Below are 23,482 nucleotides of genomic sequence, written 5' to 3' on the forward strand. Positions count from 1 at the left end.
TGACGGGTGCGGGTTCAGCGCTCTCCCGAAAGCGCGTCGGTCAGTCCGTGGGCGCCGGTGCGGTAGAGAGCATCGATGATGTCGAGGCACTGTGCGCGTACCTGGGCGTCACCTTGGCGGTACAGGCGGAGCACCGCCTCGATCAGATACCGCTGGATCAGGGCGTGGCCGCGTCGACCCTCCCTGCTGCTCCGTTCGGAAACGGATGCCAGCGCCTGGCACGCCTCGATCGCCCGGGAAGGCAGCCGCGACGCCGAGCCGGCCAGGGCACGGGCCAGCGTCTCAGGGTGTTCCGGAAGAGCGGGGCTGCTCAGGAATGCGCCGATGAGGTCGTCCGCGGCGCCGGGCGGCAGCGACGCCACGTCGCTCATCGAGCGGGCTGCTGCTGCGCGTACCGCCGCATCGTCGTCGTGGAACATCCCCTGGAGCAGCGATGCGCCGTACGCGGGGTCCCCGGCAGCCGCCTCGGCGGCTCCCTGGCGTGCCGCCGTCGCGAACTCGGCGGGGTCGGCCGGCAGGCCGGGAATCAGCCGTCCCTGCATGCTGAGGACGGACCAGGTCGCTCCGGCGTGCCGGGCGGCTTGCTCCGGTCCATTGAGCGCCCGGAGCAGTTCCGGCGCGAAGCGCCGGGTGTCGCGGATCAGGACCCAGGTGAGCAGTCTGTGGGTGGTCAAGGCTTCGTGGATATCGACGGGTACGTCGGTGAAGAGGTCTTCCGCCAGGTCGAGGGCGGTCTCCGGGGCATGACGCAGCAGGGCGACCACGGCCTCCGCAGCGCAGACGCGGACCGACATGACCGGGTCCACGGCGAGTCTGCCGAGCAGCGCGAGGAGCCCTTGGGGTGCGGTATCCGCGGCCCGGAGCAGAGCGCCGACGGCGAGCGCGGCCTCTCCTCGCGTGGAGTTGATCCCCGCCGTCAGGAGGTCGCCACCGTAGGGCTCCTGCCCGGGAACCGCCCCGGTTCGCGCCGCTTCGGATCGGGGGTCCGGGTCGTCGGCGCAGCGGACCATCAGGTCGATGAGGTCGGGGTGCCCCACGACCTCCGACGCAGCGGTTTCGATCGCTCGGCAGACGGTTCTGCCTACGCTTGTCCCCACGAGGCGGCGAGCGTGGACGCAGAGCTCGAGCAGGCTGTCGGCATCCGCCTTTCCCGCGACCCCATTGATCACGGCGTCGAAGGCCGGAGCCGGAACCGTCTCGTCGAAGGTGAGTGCCAGCCGGACGAACCGCTCGGGCTGTTGCTCGGCCACGGAGCCCAGCAAGGAGGCCAGTTCGCGGGCCCCACCCGTCGGGACGTCACCGTCCCAATCGGTCTGTTCCGTGTCGTACTTCCTCAGCGCGCGCAGCCACTGATCGTCCGTCATGTGCTCACCCGCGGAGCGGGGCACCGGAGGGCCCACAAAGTGGGCCGCTGAATCCCGGGGGCCCACCGGAGGATGCTGCCCGAACTTTCGTTCCAACTCGCCGAGGCGCCTCTCCACGGCGGTGGTGCGGCGCTTCTCGTCGACCGCGCCGAGGAGCACGTACTGCGTCCGCCCGAACAAATCACGGTTCTCGGGGACCCGCTCCCACCTGGGGACGAGGTGGAGCAGCAGGTGGACGAGCCGTTCCAGAGTGGTGTCGTCGCACTGCTGCGTCGCCGCGGCGATGAGTTCACGAGAACCCCAGCACGCGCTGTCCATCCAGCCGATACGCGCATGCTCAGGGTCGCTCATCAGCCAGGCGAGCGCTTCGTCCGGGCGGTTCCAGACCGTGTAGGTCCGGCAGATCAGGAAGCTGAGGGCGCGTCCGCCGCCCGCCGAGGTCAGGACCCGCATGGCCTCGGCGATGGAGGAGGGGTCCTGCTGCGCCATGGTCCGCAGGCTCTTGTGAACTGCCCCGTAAAGGGCTTCATCGAGGTCGGGCTGCAACTCGGAAGGGGGAAGCGCCCACCGGGGGCGCAGCAGTGACACGTCCGCGAGTGCCGTGTGGCTGGCCCTCGCCACGGCGACGACGAACGGCAAGACGTGTTCGAGCGCTGCCGAAGGGGCTGCCTCGCACGCGTCGGTGACGAGCGTGCCCAGGCTGGTCCCCGCGCGAGTGGGCAGGTGGCTTGAGGCGAAGGGGTCGCCGTGCCCTGCGGCGGCGGCCTGCCGCAACGCGCGGGTGAGGAAGGCTCCCAGCACCTGGAGTGCCGCGACCGCGTCCTCGTCCGCGAGCTCTTCGAAGAGGCGCCAGAAGTCCGCCCCGGCGCCGGAGGACCCGTCGGGCGCGACGTCGAAGTCACCCCGGCCGATGAGCGCGAGGATCAGCCTCAAGGCGTGCACCGAGGGCCGCGACTGGACCCAGGAGAGGAGCCGCTGCCGCCATGGGCCGTCGGCGTCCCGATACCGTTCGAGGAGCTCCGTCACCCGCGCCGGATGGTGCAGGGTGCTCCACTCCAGGTGGGGGAGGACCAGCGGTACGACCTCGGGTGCGGCGAGCCACTTCTCCCAGCTCCCGGTATCGGCCGCCTCGAACCAGGACGGCAGGGCCAGCAGACGGCGCAGGCTGTCCGCGGTCACGTCATCGCCCCACGCGTGCGGTTCCAGCGAGGCCCAGTCCTCGCTGGTGGCGTCGAGCTGTTCGAGTACGGCCAGGACCACGAACCGCAGGTGCGGCCGGACCAGGTCCGAGGTGAGCAGGCGGACCGTCGTGTCTCTGAAGGCCGTGCGGTCCGTGTCCCGCAGATGCTCCAGGACCTGGCGGGTCTGGGCCCGGCGGAACAGGGCCTGTCCGCTCGTCGCGAGGAAGTCATGGAGGTCGTGGCCCGCCAGGACGAAGGAGCGGGCGAAGAGATAGTCGAAGTACGTCTCGTGGAAGAACCCGATGCGGCCGTTCTCCGCGTGGATAAGGATTCCGGCCGAGGAGAGCACGGCCAGGTCGGTTCTGGCGAACCGGTCCAGGAGTGCGTAAGGGACGGTGACGGTCTCGCGCCGGCTCATCTCCTCGACCAGCTGCCGGGTGATGGCCGGCCAGGCCTCACGGGAGAGAGATCGCTCCGCCTCACGTCGCTTCTCGTCCGTGTACCGGTCGTAGAGGTCTTGCAGACTCCTGTAGGCCGTCGTCCGTGCTGCCTTCGTCAGTCTGCTGAAGACGGCGAGGTGCAGGGGGGTCCGCAGCAGGGCCAAGGTCTCCGCGCCCAGCTTCTCCGCAGGCGTGCCGCCGTGTTCGAGGACTGCGCGAACGGCTCGGTCGTCCAGCAGTCCCAGCGCGAACCGCTCGACGGTGTCCTCCTGGTCGACCAGACTCGTGAGCCGAGGGTCCTTCTCGACATCGACCGTCCGCGCCACCAGCACGACCTTGACGTTCGGTGAGGTGGCCAGCGCCTCCAGCATCTCGTCGACGGCCTCGAAGACAACAGGGATGCGCCCGCTGTAGCTGCTCACCGCGTCGAGCTGGTCCACGACCAGCAGGGCGGGACCACCGTCCGCCACCTGGGCGATCAGCTCGGCGGGGGAGCTGGGGAGACGCAGCCGTAAGCCCACTGCCAGTGCGGTCCGGTCGTCCGCCTCCACCTCGTCCATCCGGAAGGGCAGGACCGGCCATCCCCGGTCGGACGCGAGGCCGATGACCTCCTCGACGACGGCGGATTTCCCCATTCCCGCGGGACCCTCACAGACGATGGTGGTGGGCCCGTCCCCTGCTGTCAGCCGGTCGAGCAACTCCTGTGCGTGGGGCCGTGCGGCCAGACCGAACGGAGGCCGGACGCGTCTGCCGCGCCGCAGGAAGCGTTGCCGGGCGGCCAGGACGGCCTCGCGGGCGGCGTCGGCCGCGTCCCGCGCGATGCGTTCTGTTGGGGGTGGGCCTGAATCACCCGGTCCGGTCAGCCCTGGGCCGGATCCGGGTGGAAAGGGGAGTTGAAGTTGATGTCTCCATTCACCAGGCCCACCGTGAGCGAGCCATGGTCGGCCTGAAGCCGCACGTTCTCGCCGGCGATGACGCCGGGAGCCCGGGCAGCCGGGGCACCGCCGGCGGAGTGGTCGCGCACGAGACGCTGCAGGTGTGCGGCCGCAGGATGGCGTTCCTCGGCGGTCAACTGTTCCAGCACGGCGGTGAAGCGGCCTTGCCAGGCCATCGCATGGCGGGCGGCGATCGTCCGGGACGAGGCGTCGACGGCCGCCCGCAGGGCGGCCTGGGTCTCGGCCAGGCGGGCGAGGTCTGCCTGCGCGGCCCGCCCGTCCCGGGCGAGCCAGGACGCCACCTGTTTCCCGAAGAGCGCCCAGTGATCGGTTCCGGCCGTCTCCACCACGGCCACACCGGCCTCCGCCGCGATCCTGCTCAGTGCTTCCGGTAACACCTGGCCCCTCCCACTCGGTCTTCGGCCCGTCGACACGATAGTCAGCCCGTGCGGTCGGCAGGGGTAATCACGGAAATCGTGCGATGCGGAACCGAATGTTTCGCATCGCACAAGGGGCTGGGTCACGGAATCGGCATCACCGGCATTCCTGCACGTCGCACGCCCGACTCCGGACCGTGATCACACCAGGGAACTGCGGGCTGCGCAACGGTTTCCCGTGCCCGAACACAAGGAGGAAACATGAAACTTCGCTTTACCCGGCAGAACAACGCGCGGCCGTGCCAGAATCTTCTTCAGGAAGCGGCCGAGGAGTAATTCGGTCGTTCAGGGTGTGGGAAAGGTGGGAATATGGACGTCCCGTTACGTTTCGGTGCGGAGCTGCGTCGGCTGCGCGAAGAGGCGGGAATGACGCTGAAGCAGCTGGCGAAAGTCACGACCTACAGCACAGGGCACCTCTCCAAGATCGAGCGGGGAGTAAATCCCCCCACGATGAATCTGGCTCAGTGCTGCGACGCGTACTTCCATGCCGGCGGACGGTTGCGTCGACTGTTCTCGGCGGAGGATCAGCCGGCCGGAAGCAGGCCGAGGCCTGCGCGGCGCCGGGTGATCGTCACGGGAATGGGCTCCCTGCTCGCCGCCCGCATCGTGGACGGCGGCGGAACCGGTCATGTCGGCGACCAAGACCTGCCGCCGGGCGCCCTCTTCCAGGAACAGCTGCATCAGATGAAGCTGTTGGGCCAGAGCCTGGCGCCCGCCGCGATGCTGCCCGTTCTCCGCTCACAGGCCTCCACCGTCACGGCGCTGGCCTCCCGGACCAGCGGATCCTCCCGGTCCGGTCTGCTCATCACCGCATCCCGTTTCACCGAGTACATCGGATGGATGGCCCAGGAGAGCGGCGACGAGACCGCCGCGCTGCACGCCACGGCCGAGGCGGTGGAGCTGGCGCGGGCTGGTGGGGACACGGACCTGGCGGACTATGCGCTGGTCCGTCGTGCGCTCGTCACCTACTACAGCGGGAACGCGTCCCGGACGATCGCACTCGCCCGGCAGGCGCAGCGCAGCGCCGCGCCGCCCAGGGTCAGAGGTCTGGCGGCCCAGCGCGAGGCGCAGGGCCATGCGCTCGCCGGAGACGAGAAGGCCTGCGGAAGAGCGCTTGAGCGGGCGCGTGAACTCCTCGCCGCCGACGTGGACCCATCGGCCGGGCCGGTGCTCGGCACCACCCAGCTCAAGGACCCGGTCTCGATGGTGGAGGGGTGGTGCCTCTACGACCTGGGCCGCCCCGGGAAGGCCGCCGAGGTGCTGGAACGCGAGTGTCGACGCGTCGCGCCCCATGCGTTGAACACCCGCGCACGGTACGGCCTCCGGCACGCCTTGGCGCTCGCCGCGTCGGGTGAGGTCGAGCGGTCCTGCGAAACGGCCCGCGAACTGCTGGCCTTCATGAGCGTCGTTCCTTCGGCCACCGTCCGTACGGACGTGCGCCGGCTGGACCGTGCATGGTCGCGGTTCCGTGGGAACCCGGCGGTGCGCGGGCTCCGGCCCGCACTCGCCAACGTACTCGGCGCCGGTCGCTGACGATTGTTTCCAGCCACAGGGGTATCGGCCGCATAGCGCTCGGACCGCCTTTCGTCTTGCCGGGAGTTCTTACACCTCCCTGGGCCCTCGGTGGCCCAACGGCATTCTTTTGCTTTCCCTGCCTCGAATGAGGCCATGATGCAGGAGGGAATTCCGCATGCCTTTGATCTTTGTGAATTACCGAACCAATGACGAAGAAGCCACCGCCACGCTCGTGGACAGGGAACTCTCCAGGGTGTTCGGCAATGACCATGTCTTCCGGGCGAGCAAGTCCATCGGGCTGGGAAGCCGGTTCCCCCAGGAACTGCTCACCGCCGTCCGGCGCAGCAGTGTGCTGCTGGCCGTCATGGGGCCCCGCTGGCTGCAGCCGGCAGCCCCCGGCGGCCGGAGCCCCTTGGAGGACGAGGACGACTGGACCCGGCGGGAGATCCGGGAAGCGCTCGAGACCGGGGCCGTGGTCATCCCTCTGCTGGTCGGTGGCGCGAAGAGGCTGCGCTCCGAGGACCTTCCCGAGGACATCGAGGCGCTGGCCTCCTGCCAGTACCGGCGGCTCAGCCACCGCAACGCGGACGCCGATCTGATGGGGCTGGCCGACGACCTCGTGGAGCTGCTGCCCGAACTCGGAGCCGCTGCCCGGAGCAACGGCTACCGACCGCGTTCGGCGGTGTCGGCGGCCGACCGGGACGGTGGGACGGACGGGGCCAAGGGCGCTCGGGTGCAGGCAAGGGTGATCAAGCATCGCCAGCACGGGGGGATCGGCAATGTCAACGGAGACTTCTCCGGAACCTTCGTCAGCGAGCCCCAGGGCCCGGTCCACACCGGGAGCGGACACCTGTATCAGGCGCGTGAGCAGTACCTGGGCCCGCGTATCTCCGGCGACGGAGGCCCTGTGCAGTACGTGGGCGAGAACCACGGGGAAGTCCGGCAGCGGGCGGACCGGAACGTACGGCCTCTGGAAGAGGAACGTTGACCGGCACGGGCGGCACGTCGATCAGCGACCCGCGGGGGCCGGTGCACAGCGGTGGCGGTGACCAGAACAACACCTACTACTACTCGGTCGGCCCGCGAGAGCCCCTGGTCAGGACCGGGGTCGACCGGCTGGAGATGGTACGCGAGCACCGGCGTCGGCTCGCCAAGTGCTTCGTATGGCCGGGTGGATACACCCGGGCGGCCGACCGGCTGGCGCGGCCCGGTGCGGTGGTGCTCCTCGAAGGCGCGCCCGGCATCGGCCGGCGCTCCGCGGCGACCATGCTGTTGATGGGGGCGTCGGTGCCGGACAGCCGCATCGAGGAGCTGCCCGCGGTCAGGGAGGAGGAGCCTCTCGACCCGTCGCCCGACGACCGCTACCTGCTGGACCTGTCGAGCGTCGGCGACGCCGACTATGCGGCGGCCCAGCGCACGCTCATGTCCTACTGCGTGCTGGTCGAGAAGAGCGGTGCCCGGCTCGTCGCCGTATCTCCGTCCGGCCTGGAATGGATGCTCGACGCCGAACTCGCCCCCTTGGCCGTGCATCTCGAACGGCCGAGCGGGCGGGCGGTCTTCAGCCGGCATCTGAGGGTGCGGGGTGTGAGGTTCGCGTACGAGCAACTGGACCACGGCGACCTGCCGCATCTGTTCGAGACCGCTCCGATGGGGGAGCTGGACCGTCTGGCGGGCCTGGTGGTCCAGGCCCGGGACCGGGCCGGGCGAGGCACGGAGTTCGAGCACTGGCGGGACGAGGCCGTAGCCGCCGCGACCAACTGGTCGCAGCAGGTGGCCGGAGACCTGCGGCAGCACCGGGGTGCCGGGGAACGCGCACTGCTGCTCGCGGCGAGCATGACGAGTGGCGGGCCGGCGGACACGGTGCTCAGCGCCGCACACATCCTCCTGGGCGTTCTGGGACACCCTCAGGACGAAACGCCCAGGCTGGCTCGGGCGGGCCTGGGCGAACAGTTCGAGGAGCTGTCCCTCGACCGGGAGGACGACGGGCGGGTGCGGTTCGTCAGGCTCGCCTACGACGACGCTGTCCGAAGGCACTTCTGGGAGAACTTTCCCGACCTCCGCGCGGACTTCCGGGACTGGGTGGGGCAGTGCATGGAGCTGTCCGGCCTCGGAGCGGAGGACCGTGCGCGTCTGGTCAGCCGCTTCGCGGAACAGGCCCTGCGGACCGATCGGCCCGATGATCTGAACCTGCTCATCGAGAAGTGGACCCAGCCCTCGGCAGGGGGCCGGCTGCGGGCCGAGGCCGCGGCGGCGCTCGAACTGGGCCTCAGCCACGAGCGGTACGGGTCGCGGTTCCGCTCGCACGTCTACCAGTGGGTGACGACGGCGCGCATAGCGCCCGATCTCGCGCGGGTGCTGACGGACGTGTGCCGGCAGGTGATGGCCGTCACCCATCCGGAGCAGGCCATGGTCCGGCTCAGGCACCTCGCCCTGCGGCAGGAGAACCACGAGGACATCAAGAAGGCGGCCCGCTCCGCCCTCCTGGACTTGGCGCGCGGCAACCGCCGGCTGTACGGGCAGCTGGTGCACCGCCTCCTGCCGAGGGCGAGACCGGTGGACGGCGGCCTGGACGTACTGCTGGCGCTGCTCGACCCTGCTGAACGGCGCGCCGACCCGCCCTGGCAGGCGTTCGTCCTCGCCTGGCGGGCCGTGATGGCGGGGAAACCGGCCCGCGCCTGGTCCCCCGCGGCCCAGCGCTGGCTCGCCGTCCTGACGCTGCGGCAGGCGGGGGACGAGGTTCTGAACGCGTTGCTGATCGCCGCCTACGGAGACCGGGATCTGTTGAACCAGCTCTACGTGACGACGTGCGACTGGGCCGATTCGGAGCCCGTCGACATGCCTGAGGAGTTCCGGGCGCGGCGTGACGACCGCGTGCGGACCGCCGACCGGTTCTGCCGGGAGATCGACCTTGCACAAGGAGTCGGAGGCCTCTCCTCCGCCTCAGGCGCCCGACGGACAGGGGAAGGACCATGAACACCCAGCACATCACACGTCTTCTGTCCGCCGGACTCGTTCTCGCCGCCCTGGCGGTGGGAGCCGCGCTCGGCTGGCCGCTCTGGCTGTGGTTCCTCCTGGCCTCGCTCATCGCCGCCGCTCTGCTGATCGATATGCGGGTGTCGCGCGTGGAGACCGGCCGTCCGACGGCTCCGGACCCGGACGAGTCGGCTCCTGAGCCTCCGACCGAAGTCCCTTACCAGGAGACGTCGATCGTGGTGGTGCCCGTCCAGAGCGCCGTCGACGACTGCCCCTTCCTGTTCTCCGCCGCCGTCTGGTGGCGGCCCGCCGGAAGGTTCGCTCTCTCGACGCACGGCAACCCGGCCGCACTGGCCGCCACATCCGTCCTGCAACGAGTGCAGAGCATGACACTGACCGAGGATCCCGGCCGGTGCACGTTCCTGGAACGTTCGCTGGAGGGACTGCTGGGAACACCCGCTCTCGATGATTCGGGGCTGGTGGTGGCCTTCGCCACGGACGTCCGGCTGGTCCTGCGGCCGAGGGACCAGCGGCATCTGGAAGAGCTGGACGGTCTCCGTAAGGCCATGGGCAGTTGGGAGAGCCGGCGGCAGCACGAGCGCAACCTCCGGGAGTACCTGGGGGAAGACGTTCTACGGAGCCCCGGCAACGCCGTGGTCTGGTGGATGGCCCGCCACGACGACGAGATCGAGCGCGCGGTGGACATGATCGCTCCTCTGACGGTCCTGTCCGCCGCCGCCAACGACGAGGAGATTCCCGAGGAGTACCGGGACCTGTTCCGGGGCCGTGTAAAGCCGGTGGAAGGGGAGCCGATGAGCGGATTCGACCATCCGGAGCCGGGCGGTGGGCAGGCCCCTTCGGGCTATGGGCCGATCCGTTCGGCGGCGGGGCAGGGGCCGCCGCCGAGCGACAGCCTGGCGGCCTGGCTGGACGGCGAGGGGTTCACCGACGGGTCGGACGAGACCAGGGTGTTCCTCGACCGCCTCGCACGTATGTCGGACGCGGCGGGCCGGCCGGAGGCCGCGGAGAACATCCGCAGGCATCTGAGCCGGGCCGACCACGAGAGCGGGCGACCACCTGCAGACCCCTTCGAGGACGCCGGTACGGAGGATCCGCCGCCGACCGGACCTGCCTCCTCTCCGCCGCCCCCGCACGGCGGAGACGGGGCCGGCCACCCGACCGACGCGGCGGAACCGCCGAGCACCGGGAGCCGGCAGACGGTTCGGGAAGGCATGGCCTCCGAAGCGAGCGGCACCACCCGCCAGTTCGACCCCGGCGCCTGGGCGCGGGGCGGCACCGGCCCGGAGTGGCCCGGGGGTGAGCGATGAGTCCGTGCCCGCCCTCCGATGTCTTCACCCGCATCTGCAGGTCCGTGGAGGAGCGGTACGCCCACGGCCGACCGCTGTGCGGCGGTTCGGACGCACGCACGGAGCCGCACTGTGCCGGAACGGGCATCTCGCTGGACGATCTGCGGTCCCAGGCCCTCCGAGCAGAACCGGACCACCCTGACCGGATCGCTCACTGGCGGCACATCACCGACCACATCCGGCGGGACCCGGAGAAGGAGGCCGAGAGTGTGAGGAGTTGGACGCTTCTCGCCGTGTGGCTGCTCGCGCCGCGCTTGAGAGGAGCGGCGTACTCGCTCTCCCGCCGCACCGGGGCCGAGCACGCCGACGTGTGCTCCGCCTTGCTGCAAGGAATGTTGGAGGGTTCGCGAACCCTTGGCCGGGACGCATCGGCCGCTGAGCAGCACCTGGTCGATGCGGCCTTCGCAGCCGGGTGGCGGACAGGCCGCCGTAGTCCGGAGGAGACCCCGGTGGGGGAGTGGGGGACGGTGGAGGAGCCGGAAGGGCCCGATCCGTTGGCGATCGCGGCCGATGAAGTCGTACGTGTCGAGGGGATGTCCAGGTCTATCGCCCAGCAGGCACAGGGCGAACGCCTCGGTTCGCTGGCGTACCGATTGGGCCTGCTGGCCCATGTGCGCCAGGTGCGTCAGCGTGGGCGACGCCGAGCGAGTCGTGGCGTCGAGCCCGTGGTGAGCGAGCAGTTGGACCTGTTCGGGATGCGGGGGCCCGGCCGATGAAGCGCCATCGCGATGAGACCGTCGCCTTCTCGGCTGTGTTCGGACTTCCGGCGGAAGTGGGGATGTACGTGGCCGCGCAGGCGCTGAGCCTGGGTCTGAGCACGGCGTACCAGCGGGCGAGGAGGGGCGAATTCCCTTGCCCGCTCCGGAAAGTCGGGCGACGGTACGTCGTGCGGCTGACGGACCTGATGCGGGCTCTCGGCATCCAGGACGTGCGCGTGCACTACGACGATTTCGAAGCGGGTGCGCGGATCGCGCGTGGTCCGGCCGACGGCCGGTACTGAACAGAGGCGGCGGGGCCGGGACGGTGCACGTCCACTCCCGGCCCCGCTCTCCACGTGCTCGCGGAGTCAGGGAGCGAGTGCCGGCAGCCGGTGTCCGGCGGGGCACCGGGCCCCGACGCATGGCGGAGGCCCGACGCTCGGGGCGGCGACCATGGCCCCCGAGAGCGCAGGGGTGTCGCCCAGGTGACCGACAGCACGTACACCATGACGGTGCAGGGCAAGCACTCATCGTCGACGGCGTCGACGCCACGATCACGTTGGGATGGCTGACGCCGGCGCCGGTACAGGCCGTCCCACCTGTCGGCGATCACCGTCTGTACGTCGCCTGCCCGCCGGGCCCCACCTTCGGTGCCGACCGCCTCGGTGCTGGAATGACGACCATGGCCGACATGTCGCCCCGCCCTGGACCCGGATCACGTGAAGCCCACGCCACCGACCTGATCGTCATCGGCGGCGACCGGCCGGCTGCGCCGCCGCGAGCGTGGGCCTGCGCTCGGCCCTGATCGAGCCGGACACCCTCCACCGCATCCCGGCCCGGACGACGCCGAAGGCCGTACGCTCCTCGTCCTCGGCGGCGACCGCCCGATCGGCACCTTCCTCCGCGCCCACCCGGCCACCGCGACCCGCCTGCTCGTGGCGTACCCGCAGACGGACGCGTACAAGACCGAGGAGATCCGGGACGACCCCCGCGTCACGCTCCTGCCCGTCGAGCATCTGACGCTGTACGCCTCCGGAGGAGGCACGGTGACCGCGGACGTACGGACCCGGGGCGGCGGACGGCACACGGTCACGGCGGACACCGCCCACCTCAGCCTCGGGAGCGCACCCACCGCCCCTGCGAGCGACCTGGTCCGGGGCGCCGACGGCTACTGCCCGCCGGACCGCCAGCACTCGCGCGTCATCGTGGCCGGCGATCTCCGCTCCGCCCGCTTCCAGCGGATCATGACGGCCATGGGCTCCGGCAGCGAGGCCGCGCTGCACGCCTACTACGCGGCGCGGGATCTTCTTTAGGAGTCGGCCGCCCGAAGCCACTCAGGCGCCGCGAGCCCGCAGAATCCCCTCGACGCCCAGGAGGAAGGTCTCGGCGATCGGCTTCGGGTCGGAGAGGCAGCCGGCGGCCATGGCGCCGTCGCGGAGCATGACGAGGTGCCGGCCGGCTCCGTCGGCGGGCTGGTCGCCGACCTGCGCCAGCAGCTCGGTGACGGTGTCCAGGAACCACTGGCGGTGGGCCAGGACGGCCTGGTGGATGGGGTGGGCGGGGTCGGGGTATTCAGCCACCGCGTTGAGGAAGGCGCAGCCGCGGAACCCGGGACTCTGAATGCCTCCGGTGATGAACCGGCCGACCGCCCGGACCGCGTCGGCCGCCGACTGCTCGCCCGCCCGCGCGGCCTCGATGCCCGCCCGGATCCCCCGGTCGGCCTGGTCGAGATAGGCGAGGACGAGCTCTTCCTTGCCGGTGAAGTGCCGGTACAGCGTGGCGCGGGTGACCTGCGCCTCCGCGATGATCCGGTCGACGCCGACGGAGTGGATGCCCTCCGCGTAGAAGATGCGCGTCGCCGTCCCCAGCAGCCGGGCCCGCGCTGCCGACGTGCTGCTTCCTCCCGTGCCCTCACTCATGCGGTCAGGCTACCGCACCGATGAGGGAGAACGTTCGGTCTTGACAGTGCGACCCTCGCCCCCTTCAATACGAAGAGACCGAACGTTCTCCCTCGTTGGGCGACGCGACACCTCTCCCTGAAAAGGAACTCCTGTGGACACCCTCGTCGGCACGGCCCACACCAGCGTCCCCACCGCCCTGCGCAAGCTGTACTTCCTGCGCTTCGGGTTCGCCGCGGTGTGGGCGGCCCTGCTGTTCGCGACCGCCGACACACTGAGCGCGCTCACGGTCACGCTGCTGGTGATCTATCCCTTGTTCGATGTGGCGTGCGCGGTCATCGACCTCCGGTCCGCCCGGGCGAACGCCCGACCGGCGCGCGGCCTGTACGTGAACATCGCGCTCAGCACCCTCACTGTCATCGGGCTCGCCGTCGCCGCCACGTCCGGCATCCCCGCCGTCCTGCGGGTCTGGGGCGCCTGGGCCATCACGGCGGGCGTCGTCCAACTCCTCGTCGGCGCCGCCCGACGCCAACTCGGCGGCCAGTGGGCGATGATCGCCGGCGGAGCCATCTCCACCCTCGCCGGCGCATCGTTCCTCGCCCAGGCAGGCACGGACGACGCCTCCCTGGCCAACCTGGCCGGCTACGCCTTCCTCGGCGGCGTCTTCTTCCTGGTCTCAGCCCTCCGCCTGGGACGCACCCGGACGGTGTGACGCGTCGTCGCCTCGACCCGGTCCGCCGACGTCTGGAGAGCCCAGGCATCAGACGTCGGCAGGGTCGGCCGCGTCATCCAGGCCGCTCGACTCCCCCTCGCCATGGAGTTGGGCGGGGATCTCGACGGGATGGGTGCAGCGCCACACGGCGTCCACGCCCGTCTCGGGGTGGACGGTCTCCTTGAGGCCCTGCTGGTCGCATCGGGTGCACGCGCCGATGACTTCGCGGTCGTACACCCAGCGGATCTCGGCGTGCAGCCGCCGGAAACAGGCGAGCGCCAGGGGCGACGTGTGCCACCGCGGGGCCTCGTACTCGGGGATGGAATGGTGCAGCTCGATCGCCTTGTCGATCTTGCCGTTGAGGCTGGTCACCGAGGCGGACGCCGCCTCCGGCGGCCCCATCCGAGGATTGCGCTCCTTCCACGACGCAGCCGAGTCGGTAGCCCGCCAGGCGAAGCAGATCATCTGACCAGAGGTGTACCCGTGCGCGAAGCCCTTGCGAATCACGTCGGCGAGTTCCTCGCGCCGTGCTTCGGGCACCGCGGGATAGCCGTACTTCTTGGTGAGCAGGTTGTCGAGGTAGCCGGAGATCTCGAGGACCTCCAACCGGTCCACCAGCGCGGTGAAGGCCTCACGCGCCTCAGCCGGCTCAGGACCGGGCTGGGTCAGGAGGTCGTCCTTGATCTTCGTGACGCGCTCCTGCGCGGCGGTCAGGCCACCGACCACGCGCCACGCGACTTCGGCGGGGACGAAGGCGATGCCGTCGCCGTCCGGAGAGAGAGTGAACGCCTGCGGCGGGCTCTCCGGCGAAAGGGCGAGCAGCTTCGCGTGGTAGAGGTCCGACAGGAGTTCTCTGTCCTGCTCGGTATCACCTGTCCAACCCAAGGGGCCGATACCCGTGAGACTGGGAAGTGGCTTGCCGGGATTGCGTGTGGCATAGCTGACCAACGCCACGTAGAGGGCAAGGGCCATAGGGCTGTCCGTCGGGAGGGAGCCGGCCGGCGCGGCCTTGGCCTCTTCGTCCGCTAGGGCGTGAGCAACCAGCCGTTGGAGCATCTCCGCCTGCTGCTGCTCATGTTCCCGCTCGACGCGCTTCTGTTCGGCGGCGCGTTGTTGCCGCTCGGTCTCCTCCTGCTGCCGGATTTTCGAGCACTCTCCGCAGAGGTACGAGGGAGCCGCCACGTCGAGGTACCTGCCGCCGACCTTGTTGGCCCAGGACCGACTGGTGACGGAGATCGGTTCGGAGCAGTTCGCGCACGGGCAGTTGAGGAGCGTGGCGTACGAGTGCGCAGCGGCCACCGAGCCGATGTCGCCGGCCACGCCGATGCTGCCGACGGTCCGGGCCCAGGTTCCGTCGGCCTTGATTTCCCAGTAGAGGGCACTGATCCTCTGGGCATCCTCCGGAGCATCGTGCTTGATCACGACGCGGAGGCGGGGAGCGTCCAAGGGAAACTCGCGAACAATCGGCTCCGGAGTGGCCGGTCGTCGTGGTGACTGGTTCTTCTTGACCCGTTCCCGCTTGCGGCGGCGTTCGCGCTTACCCATGCGTCTGTCCCTGGCTCATGTGTGGATGGTGACGCAACTCCGTTTTGGTGGGGCGGTTTTCTGACAATTTCGATGACTTCGGGAGCGCGCGGAAGAACGTGCGCTCGGCGGCGCTCTGTTGAATGTCAGCCACCATCTCTACGGTTGATAGCTCGAATGGCTGGCGCACCATGACAAGCGCGAGTGCCTGTCGGAGTCGGGTGGGAAATCGCCCTGGATGTTCATCCGCCGAGGGCGCGTCGGCGGCCGGCGGCCGCTGGTCGCCTCGCATCTGCCGATCACGCACAAGGCGACTCCGGAGGAGCGCGCCCAGCACAAGGCCACCAAGGAGCGGGTCGTCGCGACCGCAGGGCGGTACGGCCTGGACGCCGAGGCCGAGGTTCCCCGTCGCCAACCGGCGGAGCGTCTCGGACGCCGTCGTCACCGGCCCTGCCGGACTGAGGGTCGGCTGGGAGATCCAGTACCCCCATCTCAGCCCCAGCAGCGTGCACCGGCGTTCGGTCAACGCCGTGGAGAACGGCATCACTGCGCTCTGGGTGGCGAAGGACCGGACGGCTTACCTGATCGACCGGACCCCGTGGGCGCGTGTGGACGACATGCCGTGGAGGGGCATCGCCGGCGGCAAGGAGATGGTGATCCGTGGCGGGGACCGGCACCTCGAAGTCTGGAGGTGCGTCCCGAGCACCGAGCGCCACTGCCTCGTCAGCGAGGGGGCAGGCCACTGTGGTGCGATCCACACGGTCTGGTTCGTACCGGCGCTGTGCCTCCCGGAGAGAAAGCCGATCCACATCGAGGACCTGGTCCTGCGGAGCGCTACGGGGGAGAGCGTTCCGGTCTACGTGCCCAGCCGGGGGAGCGGCCGCGCCGGACGGCACATGTGGGTGTCGGCGGCCGATCGTGCACTGTGGGAGGAGATCGTCGACGAGAAGACGCCCCTGCCCATGACGCCGGTCGAAGAGGACGACGACACGAATCACCCCTGTCGAACGAGCGGCGGCCTCCGCAGCACTGGGCTGCCCGCCATGGGAACTCGGACTGTGTGCCGGCTGCAGCCAGATGATGCGCCGGTACGGCCCGAACGCGGCCATGTACTGCAACGTCTGCCGGGCCGCCCTCAGCGGGCGGTGAGCGGAACTGCAACCCCCAACGTCGAAGGCCCGCAACGTCGAAGGCCCCCGCAGCGAGCTGCGGGGGCCTTCGACGTATTGCCCGGTGAGAGCAATGGCGGAGGATACGAGATTCGAACTCGTGAGGGGTTGCCCCCAACACGCTTTCCAAATGTCCGTCCGGGGGTTCGGCGGGGGTCGTAGGAGTTCTGAGCTGCGGCGGAACGTTCGGGTCGGCCCCGTCCGGACGAACCCGGACGGGGCCGAATGAGACCAGAACTGAGACCGCGCACATGCGCGTGCCCAACCTGTGGCCAGCAGCCGCACAATCAGATCGGGATGCCTGGCCCCTTTTGAATAAGCTGCCTCAACCTTGGTCCAGACTCGTCGAGGGCATACCCGACCTGATTGTTATCCGGACAGCACTTCTTGCCGAGTGCCACACCCTCCGTGATCCGATCCAGGACTTCCTCGTACTTCTGCGGAGTCAGTGCTTCACCGCACTTCTCCAGCCACCGGCTGCCTTCGCGGGCGAGCGCGACGAAAGCATGCGGAGCCTGGCTGCGGTACTTGGTGGCGACGGTAGACAGGTCGTGCACGGCACGCTCAGCCGCCCGCATCAACTGTGGACTGGTCGGGTTCTGCATCGAGGAACGCAGCCGGACCCTGGCGTCGGCGGTGAGGACAAAGCGATCCTCGCCGCCGTTGGGACAGTTCTTCGCAGCCGCAAGGTGGTTCTTGGCGAGATCGAGCCGGCCTTGCTCGGCCTCATACTCAGCGCGCTGCAGCCAATAATGGTGGTCGTCATCCAAAAACTGGTGCGCGGCGTCATAAATCCGCCGCACTGATTCGGCGTCCAAGTCCAGACGCCGCATAGTGTCGTGATTGAGCAGCTTAATCATGGCGCTCCGGTCGCGATGCCGGTTGTCCTTGATGTGCCAGGCACGTCCTGCGTAGAACAGCAACAGTTTGGCAATCACCCACTCCAGATCGCCCTTGCGCTCCTGGAGCACGGTCTCGACAACGGTATCGGCAATAGTCCGCTGCCGACAATGCAGCCGACCATCACCGGTGCGCACCAGCAAGTTCATCTGCACGAGCTGCTTGACCGCGGTCCGGTGGCTCCAGTCCGGCGGGTCCGGGTGGGAAACGATTTCCAACAAGTCCGCTTCGTCGATGCCGCGCTGTTGGAAGACGAGAGAGGAGTCGGAGAAGGACACCACGGCATATGGGGCGCGCTGGATCTGGTTAAGCTCCTCAAACTCGCTCTTCACTTTCTGGGTCAAGGAGGTCCCGGTCACCGCCTCGATCATGGCGGCTAGCAGTCCTTGGTCACATTTCTCCCGGAGCCTCGCGACCTTCTGGTGCATGAAGAAATATTGCTTGAGGTTGCCGATCAGCGCATTCTTTGCCAGTGACTTTATGATCTTTTCGAGGTCGTCGTCATTCAGTAACTGGTCAGAGCTGACGACTTCGGCGGGGAATCCGGCACCCAGCTCTGACTGGCGGGTGACACGGATCGCGGCAATCACAAGGGCACGGCCGTCGTCGTTCAGGTTCTTCAGGAGGGAGGACGCTCGGCTCGTGAACATGTCCGCGTCGTCCACGAAGATCGCTTCGAATCGCTGCTGACGTGCCTGACGCTCGACTTCATGGGGCGGTAGCGACGCCCTGCGGTCTACCCAGCCGGCATTTCTTCCCTCTTTGTGGAGCCGGTAGGCGAATTGCATCAGGGCGGTCGTTTTACCGGAACCGGCCGTGCCCTTCAAGAGTACGATCGGCAGTCGGCCCCCTTCGGCGGGATGGGCCCGCTCCTCGACCTTAGCGACCAGGGACAGCTGTGCCGCGATCTTCTTGTTCTTAATGTCGCCCCACGTCGGGTCTCGCCCCATGAGGAACTCGCGACTGCCTGCGGGAGCGTTCTCGACGAGGCGCGCCACCCGGACGACACCAACACCGTCGCGCGTTTTCCCGTACTCCTCGTTGAGGACACGCTGTCCCTCGGCTAGGGCGTGGATTCCGCTGCCGAGACAACGCTGTACGAAGTCGCTAGGGGCCATGCGGATATGGCGGAGACCTGCCTCGCGCAGCCGTGCCCGGTCGGCAGACGTTCCCTCCGGAGTGACGAGGAACCTCGGGAAGTCGTCTTCCCCGAAAGACATGCTCCGGGAAATCCCTAGGGTCTCCCACAAAGCCGGGCTGTTGGCGGTGGCGGAAAAGAAGACCACCGGCCGGGTCAGCAGTTCTGCCCGGAAGCGCCGGAACCACAAACTGCGCGCGTCGTTGCCTGGGGTTGACCAGGCGTCGCTGAAGTCTTGGGGGGCATCCTCCTTACCTGGCCAGCCGTGCATGGCTATGGCTTCGAGAGCGTTACGTTTGCCAGTCGGAAAGTCCTTACACGCATCAACCAGGGACACCACGTCGGCAAGGTGGGCGTTGTGGACAGAGGCCATGGTGCTGCTGCCGGTGAAGTCGTAGATGCGTGACCACGGGGCACGCATCAGCCCGTGCGTTGTCTGCGCGTCTTGGCCGTCTGGAGCGGCCAGTGCCCTGAGATGCAACTCCATCTGCTGCTCGGCGAGCTGGCGGCGGGCTGCCACCCAGGTCTCGTGCAATGCAGGCAAAGGCTGTGGTATCGCTCCGAAGACGGTTTCCGCAAGCCGGTGGTTGAGAGTGTCTGTGCTGATGACGTTCTCATCGGTTCCTGAAACCACCACGAGGACCATCTGGCCGGACGCCGTATACCGGTAGAAGTCGTCAAGCAGAGGTTTCTCGTCGTACGGCTCCTCCTGCGGAGGTGCAGGGACCACGCGGCTGGCTGGAGACGTACGGGGATGGACGGCCGATGGCAGCTGACGGCGGGTGGCGGTGTCCGTGACAACCGGTCGCCCCCCTCCCACGTCCACACGCACCAGCAGGTGGGCAGTGGCGGCAGCATCGAATGGCAGGTGCCACCCCTGAGAGGATTCCTCGCCACTTCCCGCCAGAGCGAGCAACGGTGCTGCCGTCGGTGGCAGGTGTGGTAGTTCGGCGCTCCGGCCGGCCAAGAGTAGGGTGAAATCATTGTGTGCTGCCCAGGCTGCAAAAGACTCCCCCACGGCTTTGTCCAGCTGCTCAGCGGAGCAACTGGCAAGGGTGGCGGGTGCATCGTCGGCCACCATACGGAAAACGGTGTTCACGCACACCATGCCAATTGTGCGTTCGCCTACCCGCTGCCGCAGGGAGCCGTCGCCGGGCAGCAGACCGGGATACCAGTCCGGGCAAGAGTCCGCAATGTCCGCCGCCCAGGGAGCGAAGTCCGGAAAGACGTCCTTGCGCAAGGGCTGGACGATGTCCTCGGTCATGGTCCCGTCCCACAGGTCAGGTGCGACCTCCTGCCAGCCTTCAGCCAGGTTCCGCGCCAACAACCTTCTGGGCGACATGGTCCGGAGGTCGTAGGGTCCAGGGACAATGGCGACGGCGGGCTCGTACCCCTGCTCCAGGCAGGCGAACTGCACGTCCTCGACGAAGCTTTTGGCCTCGCCCGGGACGCCCGCGGTACCGAGGACGACGATCGCATTGAGCTGGCCCCCAGACTCGTGCAGCCGCGCCACCTCCGTGAGAACTGCCTGCTTGGAAGATTCGGCAGTCGGGAGAAGCGGCCCGAGAAGGAGATAATGAGTGACTTTCATGAGCTGGGGCTCAGGCATTCTGCCACCTCACGGCCTTGACCTGGTTGCGCGGAACGTGCAGCGTCGAGTCCGGCGATTGACAAACGCCGCGGGCCGGTTCGATCTCCACGAACGAGGTACCAAGGGAATTCTTGACGATCTTGCCCTCGACCCCGCCGGTGGCAGCGGCCTTCTGCGAGCAGGCGGCGCGTAGGACGGGTGCGTAGGAGGGGTTGACCAGTACGGTACCGTCGGCGGTTTCACGGACTGGGCTGGTGAGAACTGCCAGTCCGAAGGTGATGAGGCTCAGCGCGACGGCGACAGCCGCTACCCCGTTGGACCTTCTTTGGCGATGGTCGATCGTTCTGGCCTCCTGTCGAACCTTGTCGATAACTTCATTGAGAAGTTGCTGACGCGTGGCCACTTTCAGCCGGTCGAGTGTCTCGGGTATGGGGGAGGCGACCGCCCTGAGGTACAGCAGAGCCGATACCAGCCAGAGCCCGACGGACACGATGCCGAGCCACTGAATCACCAGTGGTCGGTCGGCAAGGGCCGTGACGCTCAGCGCCGCCATCAGCCCGCCCGCGAACAGGGTGACCGTGGACTGTGCGGCCTGGGCGCGGCCCCGGGCGACACTGACAGCTTGGACGAGCTGCGAGTAGTAGGCCTCCGAGACCGAGGTGACCACGGCGTCCAGGACTTGGTCGTACTCCGCGCGCTCGCGCGCAGTATCTGGATGGCTGGCTATGTCTTGCTCAACAGCCACTGGGGCCCCCTTGCACTCAACGGGGCCTGAAAGTACCAAATCCTACGAACTGCCATCAGTGCTTCCCCGGTCTGCGAGCGTCTTCTATCGGCCACAGTCGCTGGCTGGCGCTCCCGCACCGACAGAACAGCGTCGGCGATCTTCGCGGTCAGCATGACCTGAGTGAAAGACCCTTTAGAAGGCGCGGCACGCCCATCTCGGCGGAGCTGTCGCCCTCAACGATGCCTGGCTACGCCGGGAAGGAGGCGCTAGGCGACAGTTGGGGTGGGCGTAGTGGCGGGAGGGCTGGGCGAATCGACGCGCCCAGAGCACGGCGGCATGCTAGTCGTGCTCGGGGGCTGCCAATTCCTCGAAGGTCAGCGATTCGCTCGGGCAACCCGTTGTTTCAGCCGTTCGTCGGCGAGACTCTCCACTGTGCGCCACGCCGCATCCGTGACCTCTTCGGTCTGCAGTTCGCCGATGTCGGCGGCGGTACGGAAGAGGAAGCGGAAGTCGAAGTGCTGGTGGGCGGGTTCGTCCTTGGCGGGGTTGGCGTCGATGGGGTGGACGTTGATGTGCAGCGGGATCTCGCTGTGCGGGGTGACGACGAAGGGCGGGATGCCGGTCTCCTCGGCCAGTTCTCGGCCGGCGGCTTGCAGGAGCGTGTCGTCGGACGGCTCGATGTGGCCGCCGGGGAGCAGCCATTTGCCGGGGGCGTTGTGGAGGATGTGCAGCACACGGCCGTCGCGGCCGACGAGGATCGCGCCGGCGGTGACGTGCCCGGGCAGGGTCTTGCGACTGGTGAGGTCGTCGCCGTCGTTGAGGGGGCCCTGGATGACGGCGATCTCGCGCTTGTCCTCGGGGTGCTGGTCGAGGTAGCCGTTGATAGTGGTGCGGATGTGCTGGGCCGTAATGGGCATATTGATCACCTGTTGAAGTAGGAGAGCCAGGTCGCCGCGATGGCCTCGCGGTCAGGTGCGGAGACCTCGTGGATGCCAGGGGTGAGGTCCCCGCGGGTGAGCATCCTGATCGCGGCGAGGATCTCGGCCTGGATCAGGAAGATGAACGGTCCAACGCTGGCGCCGTGGATGAAGTTGACGGCGTTGCCGCCGTTCGCCAGATAGAAGTAATGGCCGGTGGTCTGGTAGCGGGTGACGTGGTCGCCGACGACCGTGCGGGTGTAGACGTCTGGCAGACCGGCTAGGTCGAGCTCGTCCTCGCTGGAGGTGACGGTGGCGACGTAGGCGCCGTTGCGCAGAAGGGAGAAATCCTCGCCGCGTAGGGAGACCGCGCCGGTGGCGCAGAGCACCAGGCCGGCACCCGTGAGAGCGGTCTCGCGGTCGCGGACGACGGTGAAGCCCTGGGACAGGGCCTGAGTACGTCGGACGGGGTCGATGTCGAAGACGGTGACTTGGACGCCCTTGGCGTGCAGGAGCCTGGCGATGGAGGAGCCGAGCTTGCCGAAGCCGATCACCAGGGCGGGGCGGCCGTGGAGGATGTCGCCGCGGCCGCGCATGACGGCCTCGGTGGAGAACACCACGGACTGGCCGACGAGGAAGTCCTCGGGATCCTTGAGCGGGGAGCGGGCCACCGAGACCACAGGGCAGGGCAGCTTGTCGAGGGCGTCGTAGCGGCGGTGGCCGTTCTCGGTGTCCTCGACGACGCCGATCAGACGGCCGGTGAAGCGGCTGTGGAGGTCGGTGAGGGTGGGGGAGAAGTAGCCGCCGACATCGAGGAGGGTGACGGTTTCCCCGGCAGCCCGGGATTCGAGATAGTCCAGTGCGGTGTCCGGGTCGGTGAACAGTTCGCGGGTGAGTGAGTCGACGGCGACGGTCCGCTCGGTCTCACGCTGGGCGGCCGGGTGGACGGACTTCGGCTTGGGCAGCACCGCCGCGAGCCGGGTCATTGAGGCGACGGCACGGACGAATGCGGGGCGCTCGGCCAACAGGTGAGTGATCAGGAGCGACGAGGTCTGCTCCTCGGAGGCGAACTGAGCGGCGATCCGGGCGAAGTAGGCGTCCAGCTTGGCGCGTTCGAAGGTTTCCATCTCAGTTTCCTCTCATCGGGGCGTGCAGGAAGTCCCAGGGGGCAGCGGGTCAACGGGTGCGGGCCATCCCGTACAGCAGCCGGTCGGAATGGCTTGCGGTATCCAGGTAGGTGTCGAGCTGGGATGCGTCGGCGGACTGCGACAACGAGTCCAAGCCGAGCAGGAGAACGGCTGTGCCGGTGCGGGTGGCCAGTGCTGTCCAGGCAGGGCGGCTTTGCAGCCGCAGCCTGCGGGAGGCGCCGGGAATGTGGAGGAACACGTGATCGCCGATGATGTGCAGGCAGCGGCCGGCATCCGGAACCACATCCTCTGCCCGGCCTAGTCCGCCGAGGCTGTCCGCGAGACGCCGCATGCGGGATTCGGGTGCGTCAGCGGGGTCGGAGAGAGCCGGAGCAGGAGTGTGCGTGATCAGGATGTGGGCGATCTCGCGGTTGTCCGGACTGATGCCCGGCCAGCTCCACGCGGCGAGTGAGAGGGGTAGTCGGGGCTCAGGTCCGGTCGGAGTAACGGCGGCGGTCACGCCTGCTTCCCTCCCGCGCCCTTGAAGGAGGACCAGACGATCTTCCCGAGGGGCGTACGGTCCTGCACTCCCCAGTCGTCGGCGAGCGCGTCCACCAGGATCAGGCCGCGTCCGGACAGGTCGGTGTCGGCGGCCTCACCCGTCTTGGGGCGTTCGCAGCGGCTGTCGTGCACCTCCAGGCGTACGACGCCGTCCTCGGCGTCGAGGCGAACCAGGAATCCGTGGTCGGAGACGGTGCCGTGGACGAGCGCGTTACAGCGGCTAACACAATGAGGTGGATCGCTCCTGTTGGCCGTGTCCGCGTCAGAAGTTGCGCGTTGGGCGGGCATGGGGACTTCGCCGTGGATCG

General features: G+C 68.6%; 18 protein-coding genes and 1 pseudogene. 8 read left to right on the forward strand and 11 right to left on the reverse strand.

The window, feature by feature from the left end; genetic code table 11:
• Positions 1-14: 14 nt before the first annotated feature.
• Positions 15-3,620 carry a hypothetical protein gene (locus ACFWRT_RS13065; RefSeq protein WP_380954451.1) on the reverse strand — a complete coding sequence of 1,202 codons (3,606 nt, stop codon included), beginning with the start codon at positions 3,618-3,620 and terminating at the stop codon, positions 15-17.
• A gap of 224 nt (positions 3,621-3,844) precedes the next feature.
• Positions 3,845-4,318: a hypothetical protein gene (locus ACFWRT_RS13070; protein ID WP_380954450.1), complete on the reverse strand. Its 474-nt coding sequence runs from the start codon at positions 4,316-4,318 to the stop codon at positions 3,845-3,847.
• Between the two features lie 348 nt (positions 4,319-4,666).
• On the opposite strand from ACFWRT_RS13070, the gene ACFWRT_RS13075 reads away from it, so the two are divergent.
• From ACFWRT_RS13075 to ACFWRT_RS13100, 6 genes are all read left to right on the forward strand, one after another.
• The gene (locus ACFWRT_RS13075) at positions 4,667-5,890 is read left to right on the forward strand and encodes a helix-turn-helix domain-containing protein (protein WP_380954448.1); all 1,224 of its coding nucleotides are present in this window, start codon (positions 4,667-4,669) and stop codon (positions 5,888-5,890) included.
• 157 nt (positions 5,891-6,047) lie between these two features.
• Positions 6,048-6,860 (forward strand): toll/interleukin-1 receptor domain-containing protein, encoded by an 813-nt coding sequence (locus ACFWRT_RS13080; RefSeq protein ID WP_380954447.1) that lies wholly within the window; start codon positions 6,048-6,050, stop codon positions 6,858-6,860.
• Positions 6,857-8,845, forward strand: coding sequence for a hypothetical protein (locus tag ACFWRT_RS13085; RefSeq protein ID WP_380954445.1), 1,989 nt, complete (start codon positions 6,857-6,859; stop codon positions 8,843-8,845). Before ACFWRT_RS13080 ends, ACFWRT_RS13085 begins: the two co-directional genes overlap by 4 nt.
• A complete protein-coding gene (locus ACFWRT_RS13090) occupies positions 8,842-10,173 on the forward strand; it encodes a phospholipase D-like domain-containing protein (protein WP_380954444.1) in 1,332 nt (443 codons plus the stop codon). The genes ACFWRT_RS13085 and ACFWRT_RS13090 overlap by 4 nt, the downstream gene beginning before the upstream one ends.
• On the forward strand, positions 10,170-10,928 hold the full coding sequence (locus ACFWRT_RS13095; RefSeq protein WP_380954443.1) for a hypothetical protein: 759 nt from the start codon (positions 10,170-10,172) through the stop codon (positions 10,926-10,928). The genes ACFWRT_RS13090 and ACFWRT_RS13095 overlap by 4 nt, the downstream gene beginning before the upstream one ends.
• Positions 10,925-11,212 carry a hypothetical protein gene (locus ACFWRT_RS13100; protein ID WP_380954442.1) on the forward strand — a complete coding sequence of 96 codons (288 nt, stop codon included), beginning with the start codon at positions 10,925-10,927 and terminating at the stop codon, positions 11,210-11,212. The genes ACFWRT_RS13095 and ACFWRT_RS13100 overlap by 4 nt, the downstream gene beginning before the upstream one ends.
• Positions 11,213-11,656: 444 nt before the next feature.
• Here ACFWRT_RS13100 and ACFWRT_RS13105 read toward each other — a convergent pair whose 3' ends face one another.
• Positions 11,657-11,821, reverse strand: a complete 165-nt coding sequence (locus ACFWRT_RS13105) for a hypothetical protein (protein WP_380954441.1) — start codon at positions 11,819-11,821, stop codon at positions 11,657-11,659.
• Between ACFWRT_RS13105 and ACFWRT_RS13110 the strand changes: the two are divergent.
• Positions 11,750-12,223 (forward strand): annotated as a pseudogene (locus tag ACFWRT_RS13110) (NAD(P)/FAD-dependent oxidoreductase); the annotation flags it as partial. The gene ACFWRT_RS13105 and the pseudogene ACFWRT_RS13110 overlap by 72 nt on opposite strands.
• A 21-nt stretch (positions 12,224-12,244) precedes the next feature.
• On the opposite strand, the gene ACFWRT_RS13115 reads toward ACFWRT_RS13110, so the two are convergent.
• On the reverse strand, positions 12,245-12,829 hold the full coding sequence (locus tag ACFWRT_RS13115; RefSeq protein WP_380954440.1) for a TetR/AcrR family transcriptional regulator: 585 nt from the start codon (positions 12,827-12,829) through the stop codon (positions 12,245-12,247).
• Between the two features lie 133 nt (positions 12,830-12,962).
• On the opposite strand from ACFWRT_RS13115, the gene ACFWRT_RS13120 reads away from it, so the two are divergent.
• Positions 12,963-13,520, forward strand: a complete 558-nt coding sequence (locus tag ACFWRT_RS13120) for a hypothetical protein (RefSeq protein WP_380954439.1) — start codon at positions 12,963-12,965, stop codon at positions 13,518-13,520.
• Between the two features lie 48 nt (positions 13,521-13,568).
• Here ACFWRT_RS13120 and ACFWRT_RS13125 read toward each other — a convergent pair whose 3' ends face one another.
• From ACFWRT_RS13125 to ACFWRT_RS13155, 7 genes are all read right to left on the reverse strand, one after another.
• Positions 13,569-15,065, reverse strand: a complete 1,497-nt coding sequence (locus ACFWRT_RS13125) for a hypothetical protein (RefSeq protein ID WP_380954438.1) — start codon at positions 15,063-15,065, stop codon at positions 13,569-13,571.
• A gap of 1,435 nt (positions 15,066-16,500) precedes the next feature.
• The gene (locus ACFWRT_RS13130; RefSeq protein ID WP_380954437.1) at positions 16,501-19,860 is read right to left on the reverse strand and encodes a P-loop NTPase; all 3,360 of its coding nucleotides are present in this window, start codon (positions 19,858-19,860) and stop codon (positions 16,501-16,503) included.
• The gene (locus ACFWRT_RS13135; protein ID WP_359373836.1) at positions 19,853-20,587 is read right to left on the reverse strand and encodes a hypothetical protein; all 735 of its coding nucleotides are present in this window, start codon (positions 20,585-20,587) and stop codon (positions 19,853-19,855) included. Before ACFWRT_RS13135 ends, ACFWRT_RS13130 begins: the two co-directional genes overlap by 8 nt.
• Before the next feature lie 356 nt (positions 20,588-20,943).
• Complete coding sequence (locus tag ACFWRT_RS13140) at positions 20,944-21,486, reverse strand: NUDIX hydrolase (protein ID WP_380954436.1); 543 nt, start codon at positions 21,484-21,486, stop codon at positions 20,944-20,946.
• Between the two features lie 5 nt (positions 21,487-21,491).
• Positions 21,492-22,613, reverse strand: coding sequence for an adenosylhomocysteinase (locus tag ACFWRT_RS13145; protein ID WP_380954435.1), 1,122 nt, complete (start codon positions 22,611-22,613; stop codon positions 21,492-21,494).
• A gap of 49 nt (positions 22,614-22,662) precedes the next feature.
• Complete coding sequence (locus ACFWRT_RS13150; RefSeq protein ID WP_380954433.1) at positions 22,663-23,133, reverse strand: hypothetical protein; 471 nt, start codon at positions 23,131-23,133, stop codon at positions 22,663-22,665.
• Positions 23,130-23,462 (reverse strand): ATP-binding protein, encoded by a 333-nt coding sequence (locus ACFWRT_RS13155; protein WP_380954485.1) that lies wholly within the window; start codon positions 23,460-23,462, stop codon positions 23,130-23,132. The genes ACFWRT_RS13150 and ACFWRT_RS13155 overlap by 4 nt, the downstream gene beginning before the upstream one ends.
• Positions 23,463-23,482 lie beyond the last annotated feature (20 nt).

The sequence above is a fragment of the Streptomyces cyaneofuscatus genome, from assembly GCF_042718795.1.
Lineage (GTDB): Bacteria > Actinomycetota > Actinomycetes > Streptomycetales > Streptomycetaceae > Streptomyces > Streptomyces cyaneofuscatus_A.

What these genes read in the sequence shown, in the direction of transcription:
- ACFWRT_RS13140 (WP_380954436.1), bottom strand. Translation starts at nt 21,486, where the DNA reads ATGCCCATTACGGCCCAGCACATCCGCACCACTATCAACGGCTACCTC.
- ACFWRT_RS13090 (WP_380954444.1), top strand. Translation starts at nt 8,842, where the DNA reads ATGAACACCCAGCACATCACACGTCTTCTGTCCGCCGGACTCGTTCTC.
- ACFWRT_RS13145 (WP_380954435.1), bottom strand. Translation starts at nt 22,613, where the DNA reads ATGGAAACCTTCGAACGCGCCAAGCTGGACGCCTACTTCGCCCGGATC.
- ACFWRT_RS13130 (WP_380954437.1), bottom strand. Translation starts at nt 19,860, where the DNA reads ATGCCTGAGCCCCAGCTCATGAAAGTCACTCATTATCTCCTTCTCGGG.
- ACFWRT_RS13100 (WP_380954442.1), top strand. Translation starts at nt 10,925, where the DNA reads ATGAAGCGCCATCGCGATGAGACCGTCGCCTTCTCGGCTGTGTTCGGA.
- ACFWRT_RS13115 (WP_380954440.1), bottom strand. Translation starts at nt 12,829, where the DNA reads ATGAGTGAGGGCACGGGAGGAAGCAGCACGTCGGCAGCGCGGGCCCGG.
- ACFWRT_RS13065 (WP_380954451.1), bottom strand. Translation starts at nt 3,620, where the DNA reads ATGGGGAAATCCGCCGTCGTCGAGGAGGTCATCGGCCTCGCGTCCGAC.
- ACFWRT_RS13155 (WP_380954485.1), bottom strand. Translation starts at nt 23,462, where the DNA reads ATGCCCGCCCAACGCGCAACTTCTGACGCGGACACGGCCAACAGGAGC.
- ACFWRT_RS13125 (WP_380954438.1), bottom strand. Translation starts at nt 15,065, where the DNA reads ATGGGTAAGCGCGAACGCCGCCGCAAGCGGGAACGGGTCAAGAAGAAC.
- ACFWRT_RS13095 (WP_380954443.1), top strand. Translation starts at nt 10,170, where the DNA reads ATGAGTCCGTGCCCGCCCTCCGATGTCTTCACCCGCATCTGCAGGTCC.
- ACFWRT_RS13080 (WP_380954447.1), top strand. Translation starts at nt 6,048, where the DNA reads ATGCCTTTGATCTTTGTGAATTACCGAACCAATGACGAAGAAGCCACC.
- ACFWRT_RS13075 (WP_380954448.1), top strand. Translation starts at nt 4,667, where the DNA reads ATGGACGTCCCGTTACGTTTCGGTGCGGAGCTGCGTCGGCTGCGCGAA.